Here is a 22,848-nt window from a genome sequence, read left to right on the forward strand (position 1 = left end):
CGATTCCGAACATTCTCATTGGCTCGAAAATGAGATAATGCCGTCAGTTTTGTATCATATTTTCGACGAGCCTCTTCCTAATATGCATAAACCAACTATCTTTGTGTACTTTTTACACTAAGAGATGAAAAAAAGTTTATTGTCACTCGCTTTCGGCGGATTGGGTATCGGAATTACCGAGTTTGTTATGATGGGTTTGTTAGAAGATATCGCGCGAGACCTTCGTATAGATATCCCGACGGCGGGCCACCTCATTGCCGCGTATGCGCTGGGGGTGGTCATCGGGGCACCTTTGCTAGTCGTGATGGCGGGCAAGTATCCACCAAAGCGTATCCTTATCGGCTTAATGGTGTTGTTTACGGTTTTCAATGCCTTTTCCGCATTTGCACCGAGTTACTATACCTTGCTGATCTCGCGCTTGTTGGCAGGTCTACCCCATGGCGCATTTTTTGGTGTGGGCTCGGTGGTGGCCAGCCGTTTGGCCCAACCGGGGAAGGAAGCCCAGGCGGTATCCATCATGTTTGCCGGTCTCACCATCGCCAATCTTATCGGCGTACCGCTCGGCACCTATATTGGCCATCATTTCATTTGGCGGTATTCCTTCGCCATTGTGGTATTGGTAGGGCTCATTACGCTATTATCCTTGAAGCTATGGATGCCTAACCTGCCTGTGAAACAAACAGGAAGCGTAAAATCCCAACTTCGCTTTTTCAGGCGCAGTGAGGCATGGCTGATTATTGGGATGATCGCCATTGGCACTGGAGGTCTTTTCTCGTGGTACAGCTACATTTCGCCGCTGATGACCAAGGTGTCGGGCTTTTCAGAGGCTTCCATGACTTACATCCTCATGCTGGCAGGCCTAGGCATGTTTATCGGCAATTTTTTCGGGGGCCGCTTGGCGGACCTGGTTTCCCCCGCCAAGGCCTCTGTGGTGCTACTCTTTGCGATGGCCGTGGCATTGGTTTCCCAGCGGTATTTGGCGGTCTATCCTGTCCCGTCTTTGGTGATGACATTTATTCTTGGTGGCATTGCCTTTGCATTGTCTGCTCCTATACAAATGCTGATGATCAATACAGCCAAAGGCTCGGAAATGCTCGCTGCTTCGGTGAGTCAAGCGAGTTTCAATATCGGCAATGCCCTCGGGGCCTTTTTGGGAGGCTTGCCCATTGCAATGGGCTATGGCTACGCCTCACCGGAATGGGTTGGAGCGGTCATGGCCACTTGCGGCGCCTTGTTTGCATTGTGCTTCATTTATCATCGAAGCCAGCGTAATAGCGAGGAACCTATAGTCGTTGGACAGGCCATAGAAGAAGTTGGTTGTTAGCCCTCAACGCTTATTCATCCCTAAGCGAATCAATCGGATTGGCGCGTGCTGCGCGTATCGACTGAAAGGCCACCGTAAGCAACGAAATAAGTAAAGCCGCCATGCCCGCCACTGCAAACATCCACCATTGCACCGTGATGCGGTAAGCAAACGTGGCCAGCCATCGGTCTACCAACAGATACGCCAGTGGCAATGCGATGAGGTTGGCCAACAGAAAAATCCTGAAGAATGGCTTGTTGAGCTGCATAAATAGCTGGTTTACGGAGGCTCCTAAAACCTTACGGATGCTCATTTCTTTCTGCCGGATACTAATGCTATAGGCAGACATGCTGAACAGGCCCATTACCGCGATGGCGATGGATAGGAACGTGAATGCACTGAACGCAGATTCCAGTTGTTCCTGTTGGGCATGTAGCGCAGCGTATTTCTGGTCGACGAATTCGTATCGGAAATGCTCGCCATCCAATCTGTTGATGGACTTCCAGTCTTTTTCCAAGGCGATCAACGTCTGCCGTGCCGTACCCGGTTTGATTTTTGCCAGAATCTCGGTTTTGTGCTGCCCGCAGGCGTTGTTGATGGAATATACAGTGGGCTGTACCAGTCGCTCAAACCCTGCCATCTTGCTGTCTTTGACCACCCCTATGATCTGGAAGTCGGTGTCACAGCCGCGGATGGTTTTTCCGACGGGGTTTTCTATATCGAAGGCTTTCGCCAGCGTTTCGTTGACTAGGGCTCCGCTCACGGAGTCCGCCGCAAACGCTTCGGTGAATGAGTGGCCTTGCAAGACTTCCATGCCCATCGTTTCCACGTAGTCGAAATCCACGGCAACGTGGTCTGCCTTGTGCACTCCGTTCACATATTCAAATTCCTTTTTCGCTGGGCCGATTCCTCCCGGAACACTCGTTGCCGCTGTGACATATTCAATTCCCGGGTAGCTTTGCATCCGGTCGCGGAAGGGTTTGAAATCAGATGGGTTGTTCAATATCGCGGAATTCTTGATGTACACCACCTGTTCGGGATCGAAACCTTTGTCTCCTTGGCGCATATAGTCAAGCTGCCTGTTGAGGATAAGCATGCCGGTGATGAATACAATGGCGATGACAAACTGGAAGGTCAACAGGGAATGGCGGAACCAGGCCGTCCGGTGGCTGGTCTGGAAGTTGCCCTTCAGAATGCTCACCGGATGGTAGCCCGAGAGGATGATGGATGGGTAGATACCCGATACCATTGCGGTGAGCAGCGCAGCCACCAACAGCTGCCACCCAATCTGGCCCGTCAACGTGAAGGTGGCCAAATCATAGGCCAGCCATTTCTGCAAGCCATTTTGGCAAAGGACGACTAGGCCCCAAGCAAGCACGGAAGCGAGTAAACATTGGAGCAGTACCTCGCCCAGGAATTGCATGGCTAAACGGCTTCGGCTCACGCCGAACATTTTTTTGATGCCGATTTCCTTGGCGCGTTTATTGGCCTGGGCAATCATGAGATTGGCGAAATTGATGCTGGCCAGTAGCAGGATGATGCCTGAGAGTATTCCCAATGCCCAGACCGTGATATATCCCGTATTCGAGCCATGCTTCGGCCTCAGATGCAGGTTTTTTAACGGATCAAGATACGTTTCGCCCTTGGCGAATGCCGAAGTGGAGTTGTGGTAATACTGTGAAACTTCTTGTTTATATATTTCGTTGATTTTCTGGCTTAATCGACGGATATCCGTCCCCGGCTTCACTTGGATAAAAGTTTGGACTTGGCGAGGGTGCCCCACGTTTGCGTCACCGAGGTTTGGTACAAAAAACACGACTTCAAAGGTGAGGTTGGACAATCCTCGTTCCTTTGAGATGCCATGAATGTAGGGGAATCGCCCAAATTGCTCGCTATGCAAGATGATTTGCCGCGGTTCGAACACTTTCTCGGGCGCTTTCGGAAATAACGCTTTGGCGATCTCGGGCGTAATGAGATTCCACTGGGGTTGAGATTGGTCAGCTACTGGATTTCCATAGGCTTCAATGCCAAACATCTTTGCAATGGAAATATCGGCCGCCTTCCAATCTTTTACCATTGCTTCGCCGTTGTCGTGGATAAAGGGTATTTCCCAAGGGAAATAGGAAACCCGACCTACCTCCTCCACTTCCGGGAATTCCGTTTTAATGGCGTCGGCCAATGCCGACGGCGTAACGTCGGTATTCGTTCCCCGATAAGTCAGCCCTACCAAGTAAATATTCTCATAATTCGGATTCCATTTGTCATAGCTCGTTTCTCGATTGATGTAGAGATAAGCCAATACAAAACCTGCAAAACCCAGACTCAAACCAAGGATATTTAATGCGGTAAATAGCTTTGATCGAAGCACATTACGCCAAGCAATCTTTAGGTTATTCAAATTCATGATCTTTCGTTAAAAATTCAACGTCATCTCATTATACCAAATTCACTACCAAATAGTTAACCTACTGTCTTTCAAATAAACGAGACAGCAGGCCATCAACAAAAGTGTCCGATATCGGACACCTACTGTTCGATTTCGAACAGTATAATGACTAGTAAATTATTTATGAAATTGGTTGAATATGCCGAATGGGCTGCGCTATGTTAACAATCCCAGTTTAGCCAATGCATAGAATAACGCCGCAGTATGCAGCGCCTGCCCAAATTGATTGTCCAAGAGCAGGTGCTTCAATTCCTCAGGGGAAACTAATATCACATCAATTTCTTCCTGTTCGTCAAGTTCTTGTTCCTGCACTTTCACACCTCCGGTGAGCAGATAAGTGGTGGTACTGTTATTACTTGTAGCGGGATTTGGAAAGAGTGTGGACAAGTTTTCGATGGTATCAAACCGATAACCCGTTTCTTCGAGGAGTTCACGGGTAGCCGCTGTTGAGGCATCCTCCCCGGGGTCAATCACCCCGCCCGGAATTTCGAGTACATCTTGCTTCACCCCGTGTCGGTATTGTTTTACTAAAATAAACTGGTTGTCGGCGGTCAAGGCCACCATGTTCACCCAATCGGGGTATTCCAACACGTAATACTCGGGCACGATGTGACCGTTTGGCATGCGGCATACATCTTTGCGCAAAACCGCCCATGGCGCTTGTACGAGGTATTCCGACGATAATGTTTCCCAGTGCAGCATATCAGGCGATGTCTTTCATGATGCGATCGATTTTTTCATCCAATTGCCTGCTCACTTCATCGAAATCATCGCGGCTAGGCAATGGTTGCCTCACGCTGCAATAAAACTTGATTTTGGGTTCAGTACCGGATGGACGGGCCGAAATAACATCACCATCTACCGTGATGAATTGCAGCACGTCTGACTTGGGTAGGTTGATGATTTCCCTCGCCCCTGTCTGCGGGCTGAATGCTTCACTGCTTTGGTAATCTTTGATTTGTGCTACCCGGATACCGCCTATTTCCTGAGGGGGATTACTGCGCAAACGGGTCATCATGGCTTTGATTTCTTCGGCTCCAGCCTTACCTTTCTTGGTGAGTGAAATCAATTTTTCCTTATAATAACCGTATTGGAGATATAGGTCTAACAGGGCATCAAACAAGGTTTTGCCTTGGTTTTTATAATATGCCGCCATTTCGGCAATAAATGCGCATGATACCACAGCGTCTTTATCACGGACCAGCTCGCCCACCAAAAATCCATAGCTTTCTTCACCACCCACTAGAAATCTGCTCCGTCCTTCTTTGGCTGTCATGATTTGGCCAATGAACTTGAAGCCCGTGAGTACATCGTCATAAGGAACACCGTAAGCGTTGGCAATGTCTGCAATAAGACTAGTGGTCACAATAGTTTTAACCACATAGTCACCCTCCTTCAAATCGCCCAATTCTTTTTTGGATGAAAGCACATAGTTGACCAATAAGCTGCCGATTTGGTTTCCGTTAAGCAGTTGGTACTTGCCCTTTGCGTTTTTCACCGCCGCCCCTACGCGGTCGGCATCTGGATCGGTAGCGAAAATGATGTCGGCACCTATGCGCTCACCTTCTTTCACTGCCATAGACATGGCTTCTTCTTCTTCCGGATTAGGGTACACTACCGTAGGGAAATTGCCATCGGGCTGTGCCTGGGCTTCCACAACCTGTACATTCGTAAAACCCCATCGCTCAAGCGCTGGCGGCACCAGGGTAATGCCCGTGCCATGTATGGGCGAAAAGACGATTTTTAAATCCTTTTGCGCGGCCACCACCTCCGGCCGTATGGATAATGCAGCAATTTGACTAAGGTATGCCTCATCCATTTGCTCATCGAGCAACGTAATATTTTCCGCTACGGGACCAAAATTTATTTCACTAGGATTTGTGATGGCGTAAACCGCCGTGATGACATTCTTGTCGTGCGGGGCCACCAGTTGCCCCCCATCATTCCAATAAGCCTTATAGCCATTATATTCTTTGGGATTGTGAGAAGCGGTGAGCATCACTCCGGCATGGCATCCCAAGTGACGTACCGCAAAGGAGAGCAGCGGAGTGGGTCGCAATTCTTTAAACAGAAACACATGGATGCCATTGGCGGCGAAGACGTCAGCAACCAATCGGGCAAATTCTTTTGAGTTGTTTCGGCTATCGTAGGAAACGGCCACTTTCAGTTGTTCACCGCCGGGGTAGGTGTCTGCCAAATAATTGCTCAACCCCTGAGTCGCCCGGCCTACGGTATACTTATTCATGCGGTTGGTACCCACGCCCATGATACCACGGAGGCCTCCGGTACCAAATTCTAGGTCTTTATAAAAGCTATCGGTCAATTCCGTGTATTGCTCTGAATCAAAAAGATGTTTTACGGCTTTGCTTGTTTCTTCGTCATAAGGTGTTTGCAGCCAGATGGCTGCGCGCTCTTGTATGGATGGCTCTAAATGCATTGTTGACATGGGCTTAAAAATTTCATTTGTTTTTCGCAATCAAAAATATCAATTCAATTGAAAAAAAGGAGTGTTTGAATGATTAATTTTATCTGTTTTCGGCGTTAAGCTTTGCGCATGGCTCAAAACACGGAGCCTATACTCCCTGCCCTATGCTCCTAGCCACGCGTCATCTGCTCCAGCATATCCCACATGTCATCCGGCACCGCTTCCAGTCCATTGAACTGTCCGGCACCCTGCAACCATTCTCCCCCATCTATGGTGATGATTTCGCCATTGATGTATCCGGCAAAGTCCGACACCAGGAATGCGGCTAGGTTTGCCAGTTCTTGGTGTTCGCCTACCCGTTTGAGCGGCACACGGTTTTTGAAATCGAATTGTTTGGCCAAATCACCAGGCAACAGGCGCTCCCATGCACCCTTGGTGGGGAATGGGCCCGGGGCAATGGCATTGCTACGGATGCCGTATTTACCCCACTCTACAGCCAGTGAGCGGGTAAGTGCTAATACCCCTCCTTTGGCGGCAGCTGAAGGGACAACGTATGCCGAACCGGTAAAGGCGTATGTGGTGACGATGTTGAGGATGCTGGCCGATTGTTTTTGGGCAATCCAGTGTTTGCCAAAGGCCAGGGTGCAATTGGCCGTACCCTTCAATACAATGTCTATGATCGTCGCAAATGCGTTGGCAGATAGGCGCTCAGTAGGTGAGATGAAGTTGCCCGCAGCATTGTTGAGCAAGCTATCCACCTGTCCAAACCGCTCAAGCGTAGCAGCTAACAAGCGCTCTACGTTATCAATATCGCGTATATCGCAGGCTACTGGCAATACTTGCCCGCCAGTATCAGATTCCATTTCGGCGGCGGCTTTTTCTAATATGGCTAATTTACGGCTTGCGATGACCACATGCGCCCCTAATTTGAGGAAGTAAGTAGCCATGGCTCTGCCCAGGCCCGTGCCTCCTCCGGTGACCACGATGGTTTTGCCTTTTAGTGCATCCTCACGTAAGGCTCCCTGTATGGGGGTGCTTGTTTTACTATTCATTTGCTGATGTATTTAGCTGCAAATTGGCGAAACGCGAATAGGCAGAATCACCGTCCACCCTTTAAATTATCAATGAGATCGTTTCACTAAGTTATCAATAATCGTTTTGAGTATGGAGCGGGTGGCGGGCGACCACCATTGTTTGAGCACGGCCTCTATGACTTCATCTTGATTGGCCTCAAACCGTGCAATTAGCGCTTTGCGCATGTTGCGCTTACTTTGCCGCCAAGTGTTCCGTTCGTATTGGGTGAATTTTCTAAGCTGCCGCTCAGCAGCAGTTCGGATACTTTTCACATGGACAACCTCATCTATCAGTCCGGCTTGAAAGGCTTCTTGCGGGTTGAGCAATTTTCCTTCAAGCAAATACCGGTAGGCAACGGCTTGGCCCACCCAAAAACTGTATAAGTGGAAGATGCTGTCTGGCACAACGATACCTACGGGCACTTCATTGAGCCCAATGACGTAGTCGCCCTCGACCATCACCCGATAATCACAGCAAAGTGCCAGTACACAGCCGCCTGCGGGGCTATGTCCACTGATGGCAGCCACAGCTGGTTTATCAAAGGCCACAAATACACGGATGAAATCGATAAAGGTATGCCAAAACTTACGTACTTCCTCTTCATTGTATTCATATAGTGCGATCAGGTCAAGCCCGGCGCTGAAAAAGTCTTCTTTGCCCTGTATAATCAGCCCTTCAATGGCAGGATCTTGTTGGGCGGCTATTATTGACTGCTTGAGTTCCTCAAGCATTTGCTGGTTAATGGCATTCGATTTACCACGATCCAAATAGACATGGGAAATCCGTTCGTCAACCGTTACCTTAATAAAATCCATAGTTGCTAATTCGCTTTTCGTCGATTCGTTAATCTGTTATTTGATAATCTGCCTATTTGCTAATCTGTGAAAAGCAAACCAACTACTTGACCGTAATATAATGTAACGCCCGTGCAAGCCTCCCATTGACATCCAGTCCCTCTACCATGATGCGGTAGGTGCCGCTCCCTTCGGCAGTATAAAATTCAAACGAGGCATTTCCTTCTTGGTCTGTGACGATATTGGGCGCCCAGTGGATGGTGGTTCGCAAGTCTCTCATTCCTGCAAGCGAATCTGTAGGCACACTATAATCGGGCACATAGAATTCCCTTACCTCATAATACCCTTGTGGGCTGTGGGTGACGATGCCAGGGGTGTACAAATCCCGGTTATATCCGCCACTATCTCCACGCTTAGTGGTGATGATAAGCACCCCGCCGCCACCTCTGCTACCATATATAGCAGTATTGCCTACACCACGCAACACCTCTATGGTTTCTACATCAAACGGGTTGATCATAGAAAGGGCATCACCTTCCATGAACATGCCATCCATGACAACTTGCATTGGTGTGTTTTGAGAACGGGTAGAATAGGGTACCCCGTTACGGAAAACTACACCCAACAGCCTTCCTTGCAAGCACATATCCAAAGAGGCACATCCCATCATCAGCTCGTCCGCAGTGATAACTTGATCGGCGTTGCCGGGGCCATTGAGGTTGCTGGAATGCCTTACCTTGCTTTTCTCCGCCTCACGTGTCACCTTCACTTCCTCCAATAAGATTGTTCGTTGCTTGAGCCCATATCTTTCCATCTCATTAAATTGCTCCTGCGTGTTTTTGAGGTATGTGCTAATGGATTGGTTGATATTTACAGTAGCGTCTGGGGTATTCTTGTTGCGTGTAACCTGTTGTTGGGGTGACTCATCAAGCTGAACTTCCACATTTTTTCGGCCTCGTTCGTCCCGGGCTTGTACCACGAATTTGGTGTTATCATAAAACAGCAACCGATCGAAATTGAACCGGCCATCATCTCCCGTCACCGTGTCGATAATAGCACCGACATTGGTGGTAGAAAGAACGGTCACCGTGGCATTGGGTACCGGGGTCTTACCATCGCGCTTGGTCACCACCCCACTGATGCGTAAATCTTGCTCAGGATGATAGGTGATGGCGGGAATTTTGCCTGCCATCAAATCGGGCCAATTAATCCTGCTCCATCCCTGCGTGAGCATCACATGGTCAAGCTGCCTTTTTTTGGCAATATCCATGTCTTCAAAATAATACTCAGGGGTTTCGACGTACCCTTTTATATCCGAACTGAGCAATAAGGAGGCATAGATATTGCCCTCACCATGTTCATCAAGAGGCACTTTGCTCAGGTCAAGTACAGAGGCAGAAAGTGTAGCAACACGGCTGGTATCCGCATCATGCCCTACCGCAATCTGGACGGTTGCTTTTTCCTTATGCCTATAATTTTCCTTATCTGTCGATACACTTAGGGGCAGCATCGCACTTTCATTTAAATTGAATATTGTCCGCTCGGCTAGCGGTTGCATCGCTGACGAGAAAAGGGTGAGTTGGACTACTCCAAGGGGGATATTTTCACGCGGAATGGAGAAGACGATCTCATTCTTCGCAAATTTGCTCTTTGAAGCATAGAACACATTGGCGTTACGCTGCAACAACAGTGTGACCTCTTGCCCCTGTAACAAGTCATGGGAGGCAAAGGCCTGCACGTAGATGTTCTTGTCAAGCTCGTTGTTCACAGCGAGCGCATAGCCTGAGGGAATCACCTTGGGAAGGTTTTCCTGTGATTCACTTCCGTCTGCATAAGTGAGCTTTGCCGTGTAGCTTTGTCCGACTTGGGGAATGAAGCTAAAACTCCCCATTCCGGCATATGTCGATTCGAATTCGGCTATCTGTGTGCCATCGCTATCTTCTACATGGCCGGATACATCAATACCTAACCCTTCGGGCTGCAAAGCCTTAAACCCAACTTTAGTGAGGTTGTTCGCCACAAGGTGGCCGCTTTCGGGAAAGAACTGGATGCTATTGGTATTTGACGTAGTTTTTAGCGGTATGGTTTTATTGATGGTATGCTTATCCGGTGTTAGTATGGTAAGCGCTACTTTCCCCTTCTTTAGGTTGAAAGGCTGCTTGTTTACAAAATCAAAGGAGATTTGGCCGTTTTCATCCGTCTTTTCCTTACCCCGGCTGATATTCCTACTCTCCATGACTACTTGATAATTGACGTCCATATCGGCCAGCGGCCCTCCTTTGAGATCGGTAAAGGTGATTTCGGTATTGACGGTATGTACGGGTGAATTTTCGTAGGAAAAGGAGCTATGGGTAACAATGTTGTCTGATCGGGCATTTCCGATAGGCACCATTCGGTCATAGAAGATATCGTTGTCAAAATTACGCATCCAGTTGGTATATGCGCGGATACGATAGTTTCCTTCCCTCAGCGAATCGGCTAGTTGGAAATCACCCATGGTTACTCCCGCGATGAGGGGCAGCCGGATGGATTGTACGATTTTGTCTTCGGGATCGATGAGGTCTACATACAGGATCTTACTTAAGCCCGAGAGGTTATTGTATGTTCCGATGGTCACATAGCCCTTGAACCAAATATCGTCGCCTACTGTATAGTAGGGTTTATCTAAGTGTAGATATACCTTTTCTTGAGGATATTCATCAGCATAGTGCTGCAATTTTTCCAAAACCTTGTCGGTTGTGAAATTTTGACCATACACCGTTTGCTGTAGCAAACATAACAGGCATGCCCAAATAATAGCTGTCGGTTTCATTCGAAAATTATTCGTTCTTTAATGGCAGGTTTCATCAGCATAAAGTTTCTCTTCAAAGCAATTTCGCTAGGTCCTTTTTCTTCCGAGCTAACCATTAAACCAATCAATTAATTCCCTAGCCTCGGCTGAAAGTTACGAAAAATCTTTAATATAAATAGCTTAGCTAATCTTAAGGTGCAGTAATCGGGACTTGGCGGCCGCGATACGGGCTTAACCGTCAGATCGATATTGTTTCCCGAAAAGAATGGTTTTTTCATTAAAGGGTTCACGCCAAGTTACAAAGACGCTTTTGTCGTTCTTATTGGAGACAAACGGGTAACGGGAACCTATAGTGCGCTCCCACAGTAACACATCATCATGCAAGCCAAGAAAACTCCTTGGACGAACAAGACCCGATTACAGATATTTTTAATATCGTCCAATTCCCGTTTAATTAAAAAAAATATCTTTGCAAGATGAACATCCTGATTATCGGTTCGGGCGGACGAGAAAGTGCTTTCGCCTGGAAAATAGCCCAAAGCAACCAAATTTCACAACTATATATCGCTCCCGGCAATGCTGGCACAGGTCAATACGGCCAAAATGTACCGCTTGAGGTCACGGATTTTGACGGAATAGCTGATTTTGTACTCCAAAATGACATCGACATGGTCTTGGTAGGACCGGAGGAGCCATTGGTGAAAGGCATTCATGACTTTTTCCTTGATCGTGACGATCTTAAAAACATTCCTGTGATCGGTCCTCAGCAGAAAGGTGCGCAATTGGAAGGGAGCAAGGATTTTGCCAAGCAATTCATGGTGCGCCATGGCATCCCTACGGCATCCTCACAATCTTTTGACAAAGCGACGTTGGCTGAAGGGTTAGCCTATTTGGAAACACAAAAGCTACCTATTGTCCTCAAGGCGGATGGATTAGCGGCAGGCAAGGGCGTATTGATATGCACAACCTTAGAGGAGGCCAAAGCTGAATTACAAGCCATGCTTGCCGAAGGTAAATTTGGCGAAGCCAGCAGCAAGGTGGTTATTGAAGAATACCTCTCAGGTATTGAGCTGTCCGTTTTTGTTCTCACAGATGGCGATAGCTATAAGGTGTTGCCTTCAGCCAAAGATTATAAACGTATTGGAGAAGGCGATACAGGCCTTAATACGGGGGGTATGGGGTCCGTGTCTCCAGTGCCTTTTGCTGACGATGAGTTTCTAAATGAGGTGGAGCAACGCATTATCATGCCCACCATCAATGGGCTCAAGGAGGATGGCATCCCCTATAAAGGTTTTATTTTCATCGGCTTAATGAACGTGGAAGGTAAGCCATATGTTATTGAATACAATGTACGGATGGGTGATCCCGAAACCGAAAGCGTGCTCCCGCGCATTGAAAGCGATTTGGTGGATTTGTTGCAGGGTATAGCGCAAGGCAACCTGGTTGACCGTTCGTTTACACTTTCACCGAAGACGGCAGCCACGGTGGTACTCGTTTCAGGAGGTTATCCAGAGGCCTATGAGTCAGGCAAGACTATCAGTAACACCGAAAATGTGAAGGATTCCATTGTTTTTCATGCCGGTACGCGCGAAGAAAACGGGGTGGTGAATACTGCAGGGGGACGCGTGTTGGCGGTAACAGCGTTGAAAGACACATTATTTGATGCGCTGCAACAGGCTACCGCAGATGCGGGGCGGATTTATTTTGAGGGAAAATATTTCCGTAAAGATATCGGTTTTGACCTGATCTAAATCATTGGTTTATAGCAGTAAAACGGCCCATTAGTCTATCGGTTAGGACGCCAGATTTTCATTCTGGAAAGAGGGGTTCGATTCCCCTATGGGCTACCACTGCCTCTAGCAACATGCTAGAGGCATTTTTGTTTTTCAACCCTTCTCAGAAGGCTTAAAAACAGGGATTTTGGTTCATCCCCCTAAGGTGAGCCTTAGGGGAAAAGGTTCGAAGCCTTACCTTTTCCTGTCCGGATTTACACGATAGGTCATAAACGCAAAGTTAACTTTTTAGCTTGATATAACGGTAAAAAATTGAAATTTTACCGTTAGGTTCGCCTTTGGACGGTAGTCAATCACCTTTTGCCGGTAACTAAGGGTAAAAAATATAGATTTTACCGTTAGCCCCAGATGTGAACGGTAATGAAGGCGCCGCTGATCCAACATAACGGTAAAAAAATGGACTTTTAATGTGCCTTTCTAAGAAATTAGCAGACCTCCTATTTTCGTTAGTCCCCCTTCCCCCAATGGAATGACCGCCGGTCAACAAGTGGATAGTAAACCGCGAAAAATAACCGACAACGACTTTCTCACCCACTAGTCAGCCAATCGACGCAAATCTTCCATAAAGCGGTTCGTGTTAGTTCCCATGAGGGCTACCTCATGGGAAGGATTCAAATTAAATGAATTCTTCTCCTTTTTTGTTTCTAAGTTGTTGTTATCAATAATATAAGCGACAGCGCTTTGTTAAGTCTAGCGGTTCGATGGCCCATTCCATCCCATGCTCTGCCGCATACAGCACCCATGCGGCGTTATCTACGCTGACAAGTGCATTATAAATAAAATTCGCATTGATATTCGCCTTTCCGGTCAGCACACACGCGTCTGCAAAAACCGCAGGCCATATGGTTTCCAACAGCTCGATGGGTGAACGGAATGTCGTTTGCCTAGCCCAACGGAGTGCTTTATTGGCTAAGAGGTACATCGTCGCGTTCCCTCCGCTTCCGAACAGGAGGCGAAGAAATCCGCATCGCCGTACAGCACACTTTGCGTCGCCAGGCCGATACCATGCTTTCCGGAAGTCGACTCCATCAGCGAGGCTACCTGCCAGAGTTCCGTCAAAAAGGCGCCCTTAAAACCAAAGGGATGCACCAGCTTTTCCCGCATAAAATCCGAATCCGTGCCGACCAACTAAATTTCCTTCATTTCGCTATCGTTGTCGTACCAAAAAATCGGTTACAAACGCATCGTCTGTCAGGTCGGGATAGGCTTGGCAGACGCGCGTAATTTCATCAGCCTGACCGGGGGACAGCCGCTCATCGGGATCCAGGCACCAAATCCCATCCATCAGCCCTTGTCGGCGAAGCACGTCGTGGATACCCGGAATACAACCGTGGAAATCATGCGCCGGATCAAAGATAGCGGCATTCATATCCGTGACGGCCACCCCTTTTGCCAGCAGCTCATCCATATCAGCATAGCCATTGTCACGGCAACGCTTCACCTCCTTCAACAGCGCGACCGCCGCATGCGTCCATACCGCCCAATGGCCCAACAAGCCTCCTTCAAACCGCTTGCTCACCTTTTTCCCGCGCACGTCAAAGGTATAAGTAGTCAGCAAATCTGCAACGATATTGTCGTCATTGCCCGTGTACAGCGCAATCTCCTCACCCCGGCTGGCATGGCAGACCGCACGCACCAACTCGAGGGTTTGATAGCGGTTGAAAGGCGCTGCTTTGATGGCCTGCACATTCGGGATTTCGGCAAATTCCAACCAGAAATCATACGAAAAAACCCGCCCCCCCACACTAGGTTGGAGGTAAAAACCAAATACAGGAATAACCGCTGCCACCGCACGGGCGCGTTCCAGTATCTCCGCCTCGGTCTTTCCCTGTAGCCCCCCCATGCTGAGCAACCCCATGTCATATCCGTATCTCAATGCCAATTCGGCTTCCCGCAAGGCCTGCTCGGTGTTGCCGCAAAGCCCGGCAACACTGATGAAACGATCTCCCGTGCCGGCCGCTGTAATCTCCTCGGCAGCCAATGCCAACACCGGCTCATATAAATTGATTCCCGGGTCTCGTATGGCAAACTGGGTGCTGTGTACCCCAACAGCTACCCCGCCCGCCCCTGCGGCGAGGTAATAGCGTGTCAGCAACCGCTGATTCGCTTCATCCAGTTTACGTTCACTCGTCAGTGCCAATGGATGTGCGGGGATGACTGTACCCTGCTTCAATATGGCCCTTTTTGCTGCTGAAAATCCTGTTTGCGCTGCCATCACCTAAAATTTTCCTGTTCTTTCCTGAAAATGGGTAGGCTTATTCAGTTCTTCCCCACCGTTGATTAACCACCGCGCCGTCACTTCGATGATTTCCCGAACGGTCACCCGTGGGTAACCGAAAAGGCGATGGCATGCCGATGCATTATTCAGCAGCGCCGTCCCCTCCGCTTCGCCGACAAACATGGGTTCCTTGCCGATTAGCCGGCCAAATTGTTCCGCTATCCACCGGATGGAGAGTGTCTCCGGCCCGGTCACGTTTAAAACGCGGGCGGGCGACGTGCAATGGAGCAACGAACGGATGGCGATCTCATTGGCATCGCCCTGCCAGATCACGTTGACGTTTTCCGTACGCAAATCGATTGGCTTCTCGCGGAGCACCGATTTGGCAATCTCTACCATGACCCCATAGCGGAAATCCACCGCGTAGTTCAACCGGTAGATCAAGACCGGCGTGTTATTTTTGGCCGAAAAGTACTCGAATATACGCTCCCTACCGAGGCAAGATTGCGCATATTCGCCCACCGGCGCAGGCTGGGCCTCTTCTGATACGCCGCCGGCCGTTACCGGCACAAATGGCAGCACGTTGCCAGATGAAAATGCCACAATATTCGACTGGCGATATTTCTTAGCGACCTCACCAGGCAGGTAAGTATTCATCGCCCACGTAAACGCCTCGTTGCCCGTAGTCCCAAACTTATGCCCGGCCAAGTAAATGACATTAGGCACATCCGGCAACGATGCCAATTGATGTTCATCCAGCAAGTCCGCGGCGATGGTTTCTACCCCAGCGGCTTCCAGTGCTGTACGCGCAGCGGGGTCGGAAAACCGGGATACCCCGATGATGCGCTGCCCACTTCCAGCAATATCCGCTGCGCGGCGGGCAAGGCGGGCCATCGATGGGCCCATCTTTCCGGCAACACCGAGCAGCAGGATATCGCCCTTGATGTGGCTGATGTCTTCGACCAGCGCCGGGGAGGGCCCCAGCATCCTTTGCTCCAATTCGATTAATTCATCCATCTTCATTGTTATTTTAGGAATAATTCATTGAAATTGTATACCGCTAGCACCATAAGCGCCGCGAGGCCCACAAAACCAGCCACACGGACAAAGCGGGAGTTGACTTCAGGTCCCATTATCGTGCGGTCGCAGGATATGCGATACATCACAATGCCGATAAAGGGCACCAGAAAAATCGTGACACGTTGCGCAAACACAATCATTTCCAGGGGCGGCTTCTCGTAACCGATGGCAATGACACAGCCGGCCAGCATCACCAACGCGATGAACCCTTTCACGATTTTGGCGTCCAACCCACTCCCATAGCCAAACCCATCGGACAGCATGGCGCCTCCAATGGTAGCATTGCCCACTATCGATGAAAAAGAAGCACCGAACAGCCCGATAAGAAACAGATATGAGGCATACCTCCCAAAAAGCGGTTCCAATGCCTGGGCCATGTCTGATGCCTTAGTCACCGGTATTCCTTGCCGATGCAACACCGCGGCTGCACAGATAATCACCACCGCACACATGACGCCCAGCATGACAATACCTGCCGCCCCACGGCTCTCATGCTGCTTCATCTGGGGATTGACCTTCCGCGCCGCCTGTATCAAGTACGCCTGATAGAACGCCCCCACAATGGAAAAACAGGATGCCGAAAAGGCGATGATCAATCCCAAGGATTCATCAGGGATAACCGGTACGAGACCCGACACGATACCGCCCACGCTGGGCCGGGCAAGAAACATGGTCGTCACGAATGCGAAAAGCATCAATGCCACAATTCCAATCATCAGCCGCTCCAGCACCTTATAAAAATCGCGGAAAAACAGTAATGCAATGCCGATCAGGTTAAAAAGAATGATCCAGGGCGCCATTGGCGTATGACTTGCTTCTGCGATGGAAATGCCTACGCCGATGGAATTCCCGGCTTGAAAAGAAATGGCTACCAAAAAAATACCGAAACCCATCAATCCCGACACCCACTTGCCGTAACGCCGGCGGATGGTCGTAAGTAGTGATTGTTCAGTGGCCATCCCAATCCGGGATGCGATGTTGGTAAAAACCATCATGAAGAAGATGGCGACCACCACGACCCAGAGTAGCCCATAACCATAGGTGGCACCCATCTTGGAAGTAATGGTAATCTTGCTCGGCCCGAAGACAATGGCTGCCGTTACGACACCCGGGCCCAGGGTCATCAGCCAGCGTTTGATATTATTCATAGTCAAATGACTTGATTATTATTGAGTTTATTTAAACTTTGTATATATAAATCAAGGTTTTGCAAATCGAACCCGCACTGTATTAAAGGAATCGTTATACACACCCCCGGATTCCCATCCCCCGGTAAAAACAAGGGTCGCCGATCGTCCGTCTTCGCTCATCCATTTTGTCGGTACACACCAGAAAAAAGTGGTTCTGGGCATAATGCTTGGATCATAATCGTGCCCGAACCACGTTTCATTCGTAGCATACGTGACCGTAGACCACGGTCCCCAAGGCGCAGGTGCTTCAAAAACACCCAACAACCCGGAATGCCCCTTGCTGTGTCCGGTACATAGCAGATATCGTTCTAGTCCTGGATTGTAACTAATTCCCATGGGCGTGCCCACGCCATTGCTGTCCTCAAATATCGGCTTTTTATCATCTACATTTTTCACCCAAATAGGTTTGTCTCCGCTAAATCCCCCAAAGAATTCGTATGTTTTTCGCTTCATCAATCTATCACGATGAACTCTTGAAAGGTAAATTTTGCCGGGAAGCATGAGTTCCGATTCCCCCTTGTCTGGATCCAGTAAAATATCGGGATGAACAAAATAATGATAGACAAACTTATCGCTGGCGCCCGCGCCATTTTTCCCAAATTGCAGAATACCTCCACCTGTCAAATTTTCTTCCGGTGAAAATACCCAGTCTGTCGCTTTCCATGAGGCCCCTTTATCTTTTGACACATAAAGCTTGGATTCGGAGTGGTGCTGAGCCCAACCACCCCATCCTTCTTCCCTGTCCGGATGGATCCAGGCATACAGATTGCCTCCCACACAAACCAGTCCCCAGCTCTTGCCTTTGATTTTCGCTTCGTATTCAGCGCTTTCCTTATGTCCGTATCGATCGTAACCTTTGTAATTATCGTAGTCTCCTTCTATTCTAGCCACACCGAATGATACCCTGTATCTGCCATCTGATCCGGCGAATCCTCCTCCGTCTCCCCATATGCCATATTGGTGTCCGTCATCTGCCCAAGTAAGCTGAAAGTTGTCGCTCCCCTTGGCATGACGTTGGTGTGTGGACCAGTCGATCTCAATACCTGATATTACCTGACTTTCGGGATAAGGAATTTCCTGTGCGAAAGTCCACGAAGTAAGCAGCACCGTAAATAACGTTAAGATCTTTTTCGTATGATTCATCGTTCATTCGTTTGTAATGTCCCGAAGATCATTTTCCTGACCGAAAAATAATCCTCACCTGAAAACAGCAAATAGCAGGTTTTGTCATCGGGGTCCATCCATTTGGTCGGGATGGAAGAGGTCTCTCCGGGACCTATGTCCCAATCCCGTGTATAGTAAACAGTTTTCCAGGGACCCCACGGATTTGGCGATTCAAATATGCCCAAACCGCCTTTGAAGCGGACGTCGGTATGTTCTCCGGAAGTAAGTTGAAGGGTCTGGCACCACAGGTATTTTTTCAAACCCTTATGATAGGTAATTCCGGACCGGTAACATTTACCGGGATTGGTAAATACAGGTTTTCTTTTGCGGATGTCTTCAGACCATTTGGGCTGATTATCGTTTTCATAACCGGCAAAAAATTCATATTGCTGCCAATCCTTTAGTTGTTTTTTCGGCACCCTTGCCAATACGAAATGATCGCTATTTTTGTAAGCACTTGCTTCGTCGTGTGAATAAATGTAAACGTATTCGTCCCTTGCGCCTGCGTAATTTTTCCCATAGTTTAAAAATGTGGGAGCGCCAAAGCTAACATCGAATTTCCAATCGGACTGTTCCCAGGTTGCACCGTGATCGTCTGACCACATCAGGCTCGAACTTTGCGGATTCCGGATCAGCATATAGAGCACCCCGTCGACCATGAGCATACCACTCGCCTTAACGCCGTGTTTGCCGTCGCCCACTCTTTCTCCAGTAGCGGAATGTAAGTTCAGGCCGTTTATGGAAGGTGGAATTCCGCTCACTTTAGCAAATCCAAGACTAAATCTGATAGCTGTATAGGGCAAAAAACCATTCCCGTCGCCATAAGCCGTGTACAAGTTATCGTCATCAGCCCAGGTCACCGGCCAGTTGTCTCCTCCTTTTGCCATACGTAGCACAGCATCCGGAGGGGCAAATTCCACTGACAGGCTGCTCTGGGGATACGGAGGTTCTTCAGTTGCATCCATAAGTGGATTGAGTAAATATTTTTCACTTCCCAACCAGAAACCTTCTCCTTCTGACGCGTTATAGAGGTTCTCTCCCATGCGTATAACGACCATATTCAGGCTGGGGATAACCACCAAAAGTTGATTGCCCGCTCCAGCACCGCCAAAAGCATCTCGGGGAACCCCTTCCCAAACGCCGTCAAAATTACTATACCAGCCTGCTGTAGTGGCCGGTATCGGATTATTTTCGTCCCGGATATTGTGTTTCCCCTTACCGGAAAAAGGCGTAGGTAACGCGGTTCCGCTGTATCCGGTTACCCGGTCAATAGCGGAAGAATCGATGATTTGCTTTCCCTGCCATTTACCTTTGTGGAGCATGAGCAGACCGATGCGGGCTATAGCCTTTGCCGTAAAATCTCCTCCTCCCCAACTGGGTACCAGCTTCAGCCCACCCGCTTCATAGGTTTTTCCATAACCAATGGTATATTCATGCTCATCTACCCCGATGGGCCCAAATATACGCTCCCTCAGGTAGGTCCGGATATCACTGTATTCCGAATTCTTCAAAGAAGCTGTAACACCATAGGTGAGCATTGCGATACCCGGATTGCTATAGGCATATTTTTCACCGGGGGTAAAACGTACCAGGGCGCTGTCCCGCGAAACCGAAAAGGGGTCGGGGTCATTCAGCCAAAACTGTCCTTTCCAGCCGGGAAGGTCAAAATGATCGGTTCCCGTTCCCTCGGCATCCATCAGTCCGGAGGTATGTGTTGCCAATTGCCGGATGGTGATCTTTGATTTTACATAATCGTCTTTCCATTGAGGGATATAGCGGCAGGCTGCTTGGTCGAGCGTCAGGTAGCCATCATCTAGGGCTGCAGCCAATGACATTCCGCCGACCAAGGCCTTTGCCAGCGAAGCCGTATAATGACTCCTGACGGTGCCCTCCCATCCTTCGGCAAACCACTCATAAACTATTTTGTCATTTTTAATAATCAATAATTTTTTCGTGCCCTTTTCAGCTAATGTAAGGCTCATTTTATCCAACTTCTCCGATGACATGCCCTGGCTTTCAGGGCTGGCATATTCCCATTGGAACGGTGGAAATTTCGCTTTCTTTTCCGGGGCATCCGTCCGGTGGCAGGCGACAGCGAAAAATGGCCCAAATAGCATAAATAGGACCATGCACTTCGGCACCAGATCTTTCCGTTTAGCTAACGTCATATGTTGTCAGATCTAAGTAAACTAACTTTCTGGTTCAAACAACACAATATACTGAATGGCAGTGCCACCCATTCCATTCAACGTATGTTGTCCGGCGGAGGCGATATTCTTTGACCAGACTGACATGCTTATCGTCTCCGTACCGGAATCGATCGTGATATCATCACCTGTATCCGTAAAGTCGCTCATCAACCATGAAGCCGGAGCTGCCCGATCATCCCACAAAACATACAAGCTCCCTGGTGATGCCGACGTGAACGTATAATAGGTCGAATCGGAAGGTGCCCTCTTATCATCACAAAATCCCCTGATCCCGTCAAGACCCTGATAAGCTGACGGAATCGCACCAAATGTAAACAAAGGTGACGTACGATCGAAGTAAACTCCATTACCCACCTGGGCAAACCCTTCATACGCTACCGCTGCTTTCGAGGTGGAGGTGGATACACCGATAATTTCTTCGGATGGTGGTATGCCGTCTCCAAGCTTGAATAAAACAGTATACTGAATGGCAGTGCCACCCATTCCATTCAACGTGTGCTGTCCGGCGGAAGCGATGTTCTTTGACCAGACGGACATGATTATCATCTCCACACCAGAATCGATCGTGATATCATCACCTGTATCCGTAAAGTCGCTGGTCAACCATGAAGCCAGAGCTGCCCGATCATCCCACAAAACATACAAGGTCCCCGGTGATGCCAACGTGAACGTATAATAGGTCGAATCGGAATGCGCCCTCTTATCATCACAAAATCCGCTGATCCCGTCTAGCCCCTGGTAAGCTGACGGAATGGATGCAAACGTGTATAAAGGATCGGTCCGGTCCATGTAAACCCCATTACCCACTTGGGCAAATCCTTCATACGCTACCGCCGCTTTCGAGGTGGAAGTGGAGACGCTTACTATTTGATCAGATTCCGATAAAGCACCTTCAATGTCTGCAGGAAAAGTATGGAGCCACTCTTCCAGTACGGTATATCCACTGGGTTGCACCTGGTCTTTATTAGGCGGAATGGCAAGTGATCTGGCATTCGCGTTCAATACAGGCCATCCACCCACATCGTCCTGGCTATCAATGATGCTTCCTGTCCCATTAACAACATCATTGACAACACGATCATCCACCGGATCACGGTCAAGTGGGTGGGCGCCGACATCGGCTATTACCCGGTTCAAGACCTGGTCTTCGGCAGTAGGCAGGACCATTAGCCCGTTATTCCAGGTTGGGGGAGTACTGGCCACAAAATCCGGACCGGCTCCATTGTAAACAACAGACCACGGATCCGAACCATCAAATTCAACTGCAGCATTGTCGGCGACATACACCTTCGAACCCGCTACCATAGGAGCTGAACCAGTACCCCACATCCAAATAGGCTTGTTTGAGCCTGTATTAGCACCCCGGATAAAAACATTCCCGACTATCGTATTTTTGCTCACCACCTCGTGTAACCCTGCAAGCGTAGCCGCGCGGTCTTGCCAATTGTAAACCACATTGTTCGCCATCACCAGTTCGGCAGCATAGGAAAATGGATTCCGGCCAGCCTGGTGGGCAAGAAGGTTGCCAACGAAAGTAACCTTACTGCTTTCGAAATAACCGAAAATGGGGCCAAAGCCATGAACCCCTTCTGGGTGAATGGAATTATTCAGCGCTTCGCTCATGATCGAATTCTGTACGGTTACACCGCCTGTTTCATTCCATAACGAAATGGTTTCGTCCACTGCCCAGGAAAAAGAGCAGTGGTCGATCACCACATTATATGTGGTATTTGGCTCCTGGGTACCATTGATCTTCAACGCATCGCGATCGCCTGCAGAAGGCCCTGGAAGGTTATCGCCAACCCGTACACGCAAGTGTTGAATAAGTACATCATGGGCAGTGACCGTCAGTCCGCCCCCCCGAATGGCGATGCCTGGTGAAGGGGCGGTTTGCCCGGCAATGGTAATATAGGGATTGGAAATCCTCAGGTCGCCCGTCAACTGTATGGTGCCAGCCACTTCAAACACGACAACCCGCGGCCCCGTAGCGTCGATCGCTGCCTTCAGCGAACCCGCACCCGAAGTATTAAGATTGGTGACCTTGATCACCGTTGTCGCTGGTGTGCTAAGATGCCTGCCGCTCCCGGCTACGGTATGCATTCCAAAACCCGCGCTTCCGGGAACGATCGGGAGATAGTCAATAATACCCGGGTCCATACCGAGACTGTCAGGGTACTCATCGGGATTACCCACCTTGATTTCGCTGCATGCCTGAAATATCAGGCAAAGCATTCCGATAACCGCTAGGGAAAAGCTAACTCTTTTCATGATTTATTTGTTTTAGTAGTACAACATCTTATTCTTACTCGAATTCAATCTACAGGGATACATTGAGCCCCAGGGTATAGGTCCTGGGCATG

The 22,848-nt window shown here is 49.0% G+C and carries 16 protein-coding genes and 1 tRNA gene; 3 read left to right on the forward strand and 14 right to left on the reverse strand.

The features are described 5' to 3' along the window. Positions 1 to 124: 124 nt before the first annotated feature. Complete coding sequence (locus tag NF543_RS17490; RefSeq protein WP_257669468.1) at positions 125 to 1,324, forward strand: MFS transporter; 1,200 nt, start codon at positions 125 to 127, stop codon at positions 1,322 to 1,324. Between the two features lie 10 nt (positions 1,325 to 1,334). Here the strand turns inward: NF543_RS17490 and NF543_RS17495 are convergent, their stop codons facing one another. From NF543_RS17495 to NF543_RS17520, 6 genes are all read right to left on the reverse strand, one after another. After that, a complete protein-coding gene (locus NF543_RS17495) occupies positions 1,335 to 3,707 on the reverse strand; it encodes an ABC transporter permease (protein ID WP_257669469.1) in 2,373 nt (790 codons plus the stop codon). 198 nt (positions 3,708 to 3,905) lie between these two features. After that, positions 3,906 to 4,451, reverse strand: a complete 546-nt coding sequence (locus NF543_RS17500) for an NUDIX hydrolase (RefSeq protein ID WP_257669470.1) — start codon at positions 4,449 to 4,451, stop codon at positions 3,906 to 3,908. Between the two features lies 1 nt (position 4,452). After that, on the reverse strand, positions 4,453 to 6,186 hold the full coding sequence (locus NF543_RS17505; RefSeq protein ID WP_373275018.1) for a phospho-sugar mutase: 1,734 nt from the start codon (positions 6,184 to 6,186) through the stop codon (positions 4,453 to 4,455). Positions 6,187 to 6,344: 158 nt separating this feature from the next. Further along, positions 6,345 to 7,226: an SDR family oxidoreductase gene (locus tag NF543_RS17510; RefSeq protein WP_257669472.1), complete on the reverse strand. Its 882-nt coding sequence runs from the start codon at positions 7,224 to 7,226 to the stop codon at positions 6,345 to 6,347. Positions 7,227 to 7,295: 69 nt separating this feature from the next. Beyond that, a complete protein-coding gene (locus NF543_RS17515; RefSeq protein WP_257669473.1) occupies positions 7,296 to 8,063 on the reverse strand; it encodes an enoyl-CoA hydratase/isomerase family protein in 768 nt (255 codons plus the stop codon). An 82-nt stretch (positions 8,064 to 8,145) separates the two neighbouring features. Beyond that, the gene (locus NF543_RS17520; RefSeq protein ID WP_257669474.1) at positions 8,146 to 10,854 is read right to left on the reverse strand and encodes a TonB-dependent receptor plug domain-containing protein; all 2,709 of its coding nucleotides are present in this window, start codon (positions 10,852 to 10,854) and stop codon (positions 8,146 to 8,148) included. Positions 10,855 to 11,309: 455 nt separating this feature from the next. Between NF543_RS17520 and purD the strand changes: the two genes are divergently transcribed. Both purD and NF543_RS17530 read left to right on the forward strand, forming a co-directional pair. Then, positions 11,310 to 12,584, forward strand: coding sequence for a phosphoribosylamine--glycine ligase (gene purD, locus NF543_RS17525; protein ID WP_257669475.1), 1,275 nt, complete (start codon positions 11,310 to 11,312; stop codon positions 12,582 to 12,584). A gap of 24 nt (positions 12,585 to 12,608) precedes the next feature. Continuing rightward, positions 12,609 to 12,683 (forward strand) — tRNA-Glu (locus NF543_RS17530). Positions 12,684 to 13,284: 601 nt separating this feature from the next. Here the strand turns inward: NF543_RS17530 and NF543_RS17535 are convergent. The 8 genes from NF543_RS17535 to NF543_RS17570 are packed head-to-tail and all read right to left on the reverse strand — an operon-like array spanning position 13,285 to position 22,756. Beyond that, entirely contained in the window at positions 13,285 to 13,548 is a 264-nt protein-coding gene (locus tag NF543_RS17535) for a hypothetical protein (RefSeq protein WP_257669476.1), read from the reverse strand. Then, entirely contained in the window at positions 13,536 to 13,754 is a 219-nt protein-coding gene (locus NF543_RS17540; RefSeq protein WP_257669477.1) for a hypothetical protein, read from the reverse strand. Before NF543_RS17540 ends, NF543_RS17535 begins: the two co-directional genes overlap by 13 nt. Before the next feature lie 19 nt (positions 13,755 to 13,773). Next, positions 13,774 to 14,841 carry a dihydrodipicolinate synthase family protein gene (locus NF543_RS17545; protein WP_257669478.1) on the reverse strand — a complete coding sequence of 356 codons (1,068 nt, stop codon included), beginning with the start codon at positions 14,839 to 14,841 and terminating at the stop codon, positions 13,774 to 13,776. 3 nt (positions 14,842 to 14,844) lie between these two features. Then, complete coding sequence (locus NF543_RS17550; RefSeq protein ID WP_257669479.1) at positions 14,845 to 15,861, reverse strand: NAD-dependent epimerase/dehydratase family protein; 1,017 nt, start codon at positions 15,859 to 15,861, stop codon at positions 14,845 to 14,847. 8 nt (positions 15,862 to 15,869) lie between these two features. Next, complete coding sequence (locus tag NF543_RS17555) at positions 15,870 to 17,072, reverse strand: Nramp family divalent metal transporter (RefSeq protein WP_257669480.1); 1,203 nt, start codon at positions 17,070 to 17,072, stop codon at positions 15,870 to 15,872. A 51-nt stretch (positions 17,073 to 17,123) separates the two neighbouring features. Next, the gene (locus NF543_RS17560) at positions 17,124 to 18,257 is read right to left on the reverse strand and encodes a DUF4185 domain-containing protein (protein WP_257669481.1); all 1,134 of its coding nucleotides are present in this window, start codon (positions 18,255 to 18,257) and stop codon (positions 17,124 to 17,126) included. Beyond that, entirely contained in the window at positions 18,254 to 20,446 is a 2,193-nt protein-coding gene (locus NF543_RS17565) for a DUF5005 domain-containing protein (RefSeq protein ID WP_257669482.1), read from the reverse strand. The genes NF543_RS17560 and NF543_RS17565 overlap by 4 nt, the downstream gene beginning before the upstream one ends. A 21-nt stretch (positions 20,447 to 20,467) precedes the next feature. Continuing rightward, on the reverse strand, positions 20,468 to 22,756 hold the full coding sequence (locus tag NF543_RS17570; RefSeq protein ID WP_257669483.1) for a hypothetical protein: 2,289 nt from the start codon (positions 22,754 to 22,756) through the stop codon (positions 20,468 to 20,470). Between the last annotated feature and the right edge of the window lie 92 nt (positions 22,757 to 22,848).

The organism is Parapedobacter tibetensis (assembly GCF_024704835.1).
Classification (GTDB): domain Bacteria; phylum Bacteroidota; class Bacteroidia; order Sphingobacteriales; family Sphingobacteriaceae; genus Parapedobacter; species Parapedobacter tibetensis.